At 42.6% G+C, this 6102-nt stretch carries 4 protein-coding genes; all 4 read left to right on the top strand.

Annotated elements, in window-relative coordinates:
- Positions 1 to 297 precede the first annotated feature (297 nt).
- A complete protein-coding gene (locus H6S82_RS14620) occupies positions 298 to 957 on the top strand; it encodes a DUF2301 domain-containing membrane protein (RefSeq protein WP_190473949.1) in 660 nt (219 codons plus the stop codon).
- A 102-nt stretch (positions 958 to 1059) separates the two neighbouring features.
- Positions 1060 to 2202: a DNA-processing protein DprA gene (gene dprA / locus H6S82_RS14625; protein WP_190473951.1), complete on the top strand. Its 1143-nt coding sequence runs from the start codon at positions 1060 to 1062 to the stop codon at positions 2200 to 2202.
- A 34-nt stretch (positions 2203 to 2236) separates the two neighbouring features.
- Positions 2237 to 4273 (top strand): adenylate/guanylate cyclase domain-containing protein, encoded by a 2037-nt coding sequence (locus H6S82_RS14630; protein ID WP_190473952.1) that lies wholly within the window; start codon positions 2237 to 2239, stop codon positions 4271 to 4273.
- Between the two features lie 130 nt (positions 4274 to 4403).
- A partial coding sequence (locus H6S82_RS14635; protein WP_191056355.1) for a serine/threonine-protein kinase occupies positions 4404 to 6102 on the top strand: 1699 nt, incomplete at its 3' end.

The following is a 6102-nucleotide window of genomic DNA, read 5'->3' on the forward strand; positions in this document are numbered from 1 at the left end:
AAAGCTAGTGCGGTATATAGAACCCCGGTTTCTTGAAGATTAAGTAGGGTGCTTCAGATTGATAAAATTAACAATCGTCGCCAAAACTCTGCTTTATGGCCAAAAAAAGGGCTGTAAAGCCTCCCATTTCAATGGGAATCATTAAAAATTTTCACGAATTTCAAGCTTTGCTCTTTCAAGATGGAACCAATCTAAAATTCAAAATCCAAAATACTTCCATCTGGTGAAGGATCTACAGATTTAAAATTAATAACTAGCAACTTGCGTTATTATTTCAGAAGGAAAACGGAGAAAATAATGACTCAAATACAGCAATCCGAACCGATAGTTTACCAAGGACAGTTTGGAGAGTTTACAATTACCCAGAGCGATCGCACGGGCGTCATCATCTACCGCGCTGGCTTAATGGTAGCAGCATTAAGCTTTGGCTTGGGGACTTGGCTGCTACTATCTCAGGGCGCTACCCCAACTATTTTGAACGCACTGACCTTGCTATATGCCTGTTTCTGCGTGGCGTTGGGCGTCAGCTTAGCCACCATCCATATATATATGGTACAGCTGCACCGAGGGCTGCAAATTTTTTGGGCGGTTGGCGTTTTGGCGTCTGTTGTACTAGCGGTGCAAAGTGGCGAACCTTTGGCGCTGACTGTTTACCACCATCCACTTGCTATTTTGGGAATTGGTTTTACCTTTGCAGCATTGACTGGAATTTATTTCAAAGAAGCTTTTTGCTTTAACCGACTGGAAACAAAGGTGCTGACACCACTGGTTCCTTTGCTGCTGTTGGGACATTTGTTTGGCTTTTTGCCGATGGAGATGAAGCCGATATTACTGCTAATTTGGGCGATCTTTTTCCTCGTCTTTGCGGTGCGGAAAACTATGCAAGCAATTCCAGCTGATATTGGGGATAAGTCGGTTTTTGAATATCTCAAACAAAAGCCTTCTGTTCCAGCTTAGCGATCTCTAAAATGTTGCAACCGCAGATAAACGCAGATAAACGCAGATAAACGCAGATAATGTGTTTATCTGTGTTAGCAAGAAATGGAGTAATTTAGGCAATTGCTTGAAGAACGCGCATATTGGTTAGCTTGGTCGCAAATTCCGGGAATAGGGCCGATTTTACTGAAGCGACTCCAACAGCACTTTGGTAATCTGGCGGGGGCGTGGTCAGCAAGTGCAGCGCAATTGCGACAAGTGGAGGGATTTGGGGTTAAAACATTGGTGACAGTGGAGGGAAAGCGATCGCAACTCGACCCCGCTCAATTTCTTCTACAATACCAGCAGAAAAACCCTTATTTTTGGACACCAGCAGATGCCGATTATCCCCGTTTGTTACGAGATATTCCCAATCCTCCACCAGTGCTACATTACCGGGGAAAAGTGCAAACCCAAGAAAATCAAGGTTTAACAGCAACAGTGGGAATTGTCGGGACTCGTCAACCTTCCGAATACGGTATCCGTTGGACGCGCAGAATTAGCGCCGCTTTAGCTAAACAAGGATTTACAATTGTTTCGGGGATGGCGGAGGGAATTGACACCGAAGCGCATAGTGCCTGTTTAGAGGCGGGTGGACGGACAATAGCGGTTTTTGGTACTGGGATAGATGTTATTTATCCGTCGCGCAATCGCAATTTATCCGCACAAATAACAGGAAATGGTTTGCTTTTAAGCGAATATTCGGCTGGTACCCCACCCGATCGCACTCGTTTTCCCGCCCGCAATCGAATTATTGCAGCTTTGAGTCGCGCCGTTTTAGTGATGGAAGCACCCAGAAAATCTGGTGCTTTAATTACTGCCGACGTTGCTAAAGATTTCGGTCGAGATGTTTACGTGCTGACTGCCCGTTTGGACGATTATCAATCCCACGGTTGTTTGAATTTATTAACCAAAGGAGCGACAGCAATTCCTGTTGAATTTGAGGAACTATTAAAAATGTTGGGCGCGACGCCGCCTGCGGATACGGAAAATTTTGCTTCTTTACCTTTATTTGCTCAAACCCAGGCGTCAAATGCACCGCCAATGCCGGATTTAGAACCGGAATTAAAACAAGTTTGGCAGGCAATTTCTTCAGAAGCTACGCCCTTCGATTTAATTGTACAAAAAGCTGGCTTACCGGCAGGAGGGGTTTCGAGTGCTTTATTGCAGTTGGAATTAATGGGGTTGGTAACTCAATTGCCAGGAATGAGATATCAAAAATGTTAGTAATTTGAATAGTAAATCTCACAATAAATGTCTAATGAAGGCTCAAGAGAGGCAGAAAGGAAATATTTTACTTGTTGACGATACGCCGGACAACCTTCGCCTTTTATCTTCAATACTGACCGAGCGAGGGTACGCAGTTCGCAAGGCTAGGTCAGGTCAGATTGCATTGACTTCCGTAAAGACAGCGCTGCCTGATTTAATTTTGCTCGATATTAATATGCCGGAGATGGACGGTTATGAAGTTTGCAGCAAACTGAAAGCTTCGGAACAAACTCGTGATGTGCCGGTGATTTTTATCAGCGCTCTCAGTGAGGTAATGGATAAGATCAAAGCCTTTGCTGTCGGTGGCATAGACTACATCACCAAACCTTTTCAAACTGAAGAGGTGATCGCCCGCGTGGAAAATCAACTGACGATCGCACGTCAGCGTTTATCGCTACAAGAGCGAACAGCACAGCTAGAAAAAGAAATCAAAGCACGCCAACAAGCTGAAGAAGAAATTCGACTCTTGCTAACAATGGCTCAAGCGATTAGTACTGCCACAGATTTCGATACCGCCTTAGAAGTTATCTTGCAGCAAGTTTGCCAAACAACTGATTGGATTTACGGCGAAGCTTGGATTCCCACCACCGATACATCAGCTTTAATATGCAGTCCTCGTTGGTACTGTCAGCGGGAAAAGATTGACCCAACTCTGGTAGATGCGATCGCACGTTTCCGAGAATACAGCGAAGTTCTCACTTTCTATCCCGGTGAAGAAATTCCCGGCAAAGTTTGGTCAACGCGACAATCCGCCTGCGTTAACGATTTCAACGAAATGGAAGATGCTCTCCTAAGATTAGAACTGGCGACACAATGCGACTTAAAAGCTGCTTTTGGCGTACCTATTGTTCCTATGGGCAATATACAGCAGCCAGAAGAACAGGGCAGTTATTTGCTGAGTTCTCAATCTCCTGTTTTGGCGGTGTTAGTTTTCTTCGCTCTCTCAAGTAGTTCGGACGACAAGCGCTTGTGCGAGTTAGTTAGTGTGGTAGCAGCCCAGTCGGGAACGGTGCTGCAACAGAAGAAAGTCCAAGCAGAAATGAAAGCTCTGTTTGCGGCGATGACCGATACGGTAGTAGTTCGGGATGTTTCCGGACGTTGCCTCAATGTTATCCCTACAAATACGATGAATTTGTACAAACCTGCAACCGAAACGATCGGCAGGAAAGTCCACGAAACTTTACCGGAAGCCGAAGCAGATTTGATTCTCCAAGCGATCCTAGAAGCGGTTTCCACACAAAAAACCGTTGAAATTGAATATAGTTTGCCCATAGGAGGTAAAGATATTTGCTTTGCCGAGACGATTTCGCCGCTTTCTTCTGAAACGGCGATTTTGGTGGCGCGGGACATCACCGAGCGCAAGCAAGCCCAGTCAGATCTGCAAAAAGAGCAAGAAAAGTCAGAACAGTTATTACTCAATATTTTGCCAGAGGCGATGGTCGAGCGATTGAAAGAAAATCCAGGTGCGATCGCCGAACATTTCCATGAAGTCACTATTTTATTTGCCGATATTGTCGGTTTTACTCTTCTGTCGGCGCGAATCTCACCAACTGAATTAGTTAATTTGCTCAATGAGATTTTTTCTAAGTTTGACGAACTCACAGAAAAACATGGTTTGGAAAAAATCAAAACGATTGGCGACGCTTATATGGTAGTAGGTGGATTGCCTGTTCCTAAAGAAAATAGTGCAGAAGCTATTGCGGATATGGCGCTGGATATGCAAGCTGCGATCGACCAATTTCAAATGAAGTGTAGCGAAAAATTACAAATCCGCATTGGTATTAATACTGGAGCAGTCGTAGCAGGTGTAATTGGGATGAAAAAATTTATTTACGACCTCTGGGGAGATGCTGTCAATGTTGCTTCTAGGATGGAATCATCCGGTATACCGGGCAAGATTCAAGTCACCTCAGCAACTTACGAAAAGTTAAAAAATCGCTATAAGTTCGAGAAACGCGGCAAAATTTCTGTTAAAGGTAGGGGAGAAATGATAACTTACTGGTTAGTTGCAAAATCATTGCCTAAATAAAAGCGAATAAATAAAAACTAGACAATAGATGATGAATTTGTTAAAATATATTTCATATTTTGCTTTTTTATTAGCTGACAATAATTACAAGGCGTGCATTTATAGTATACCACACACAAGAAGACAAAAGATGCTTAAGATTGACGGTTACCTTATTCTCAGTCAAGTTTACGAAAGTACCAATTCCCTAGTTTATCGCGCTATCCGACAACAAGACAATCAACCTGTTATCCTCAAAGTCCTCAAAGAAGACTATCCAACAGCTTCCGAACTTACCCGCTACAAGCAGGAATATGAAATTACCAGACATCTGAATCTGGACGGGGTAATTAAAGTTTATAGTTTAGAACCATTACAGAGAACTTTGGTGATGATCTTGGAGGATTTTGGCGCATCATCTTTAAAACAGTTGATGAACAAATCAAAAGCGGCGGGACAACAGATGCTGCTAACAGAATGTCTGGCGATCGCTATTAAAATAACTGAGACGTTGGGACATATTCACAGTAGCAATGTTATCCACAAAGATATAAATCCTGCCAATATTGCTTATAACCCCAAAACCAGAGTTTTAAAACTCATCGACTTTGGTATTTCTACACAATTAACGCGGGAAAATCCCACCCTAAAAAATCCTCACATTTTAGAAGGTACGCTCGCCTATATTTCCCCAGAACAAACCGGACGGATGAACCGTTATTTGGATTACCGCACAGATTTTTATTCTCTCGGTGTCACCTTCTACGAATTACTAACCGGACAACTGCCTTTTGAAACCAATGATGCACTGGAATTGGTACATTGTCATATTGCCAAACAGCCAGTACCACCCGATCGATTTAAAATTCAAAAGTCAAAATTAAAAAATGATGAACTTAATAAAAGCCAAAAAATTCCGAAAGTCGTTTCAGATATAGTGATGAAACTGATGGCGAAAACAGCGGAAGAGAGATACCAAAGTGCTTGGGGAATCAAAGCGGATTTAGAAGAATGTTTGACTCAGTTACAAACAAAAGGAAATATCTCTGCATTTCCCCTTGCTGCCAAAGATATCTCTGATAAATTTCAAATTTCCCAAAAACTCTACGGACGAGAGGCAGAAGTTGAAACTTTATTAGCAGCATTTGAGCGAGTAGCTGGGGAAAGCCAAAAATCAAAAGCCAAAAGTCAAAAAAATGGTCGTCAATCTCAAATCCTAAATACCAAATCCCAAATCGAGATGATGTTGGTGGCGGGTTACTCTGGCATCGGTAAATCATCATTGATTGCCGAAATTCACAAGCCTAATAGCCAACTGCGCGGCTATTTCACAGAAGGTAAATTCGATCAATTTCAGCGCAATATTCCCTATTCTGCCATAGTAAGCGCTTTTAAAGAATTGGTGCGACAACTGTTAACAGAAAGCGAAGCACAACTAAATTTATGGCGAGAAAAACTTTTAGTTGCTTTTGGTGAGAACGGTCAAGTTATTATTGATGTAATTCCAGAAGTGGAATTGATTGTGGGCAAGCAGCCACCTGTGCCAGATTTAGGGCTATCTGAATCTAAAAATCGTTTTAATCTGGTCTTCCAAAAGTTTATTAGGGCATTTTGTGCCAAAGAACATCCCCTCGTTATCTTTCTTGACGATTTGCAGTGGGCAGACTCTGCCACGCTCAAGTTAATCGAACTGATGATGACGGATACGGATATGCAATATTTATTTTTGATTGGAGCGTATCGGGATAACGAAGTCAGCCCAACACATCCCTTAATGATGACGTTGGATAAGTTGCGTAATTTGGGAGCCACTATTAATTTTATTACCTTATCTCCTTTAAAAATCGAAC

It is taken from the genome of Planktothrix sp. FACHB-1355, assembly GCF_014748295.1.
Taxonomy (GTDB): domain Bacteria; phylum Cyanobacteriota; class Cyanobacteriia; order Cyanobacteriales; family Aerosakkonemataceae; genus Aerosakkonema; species Aerosakkonema funiforme_A.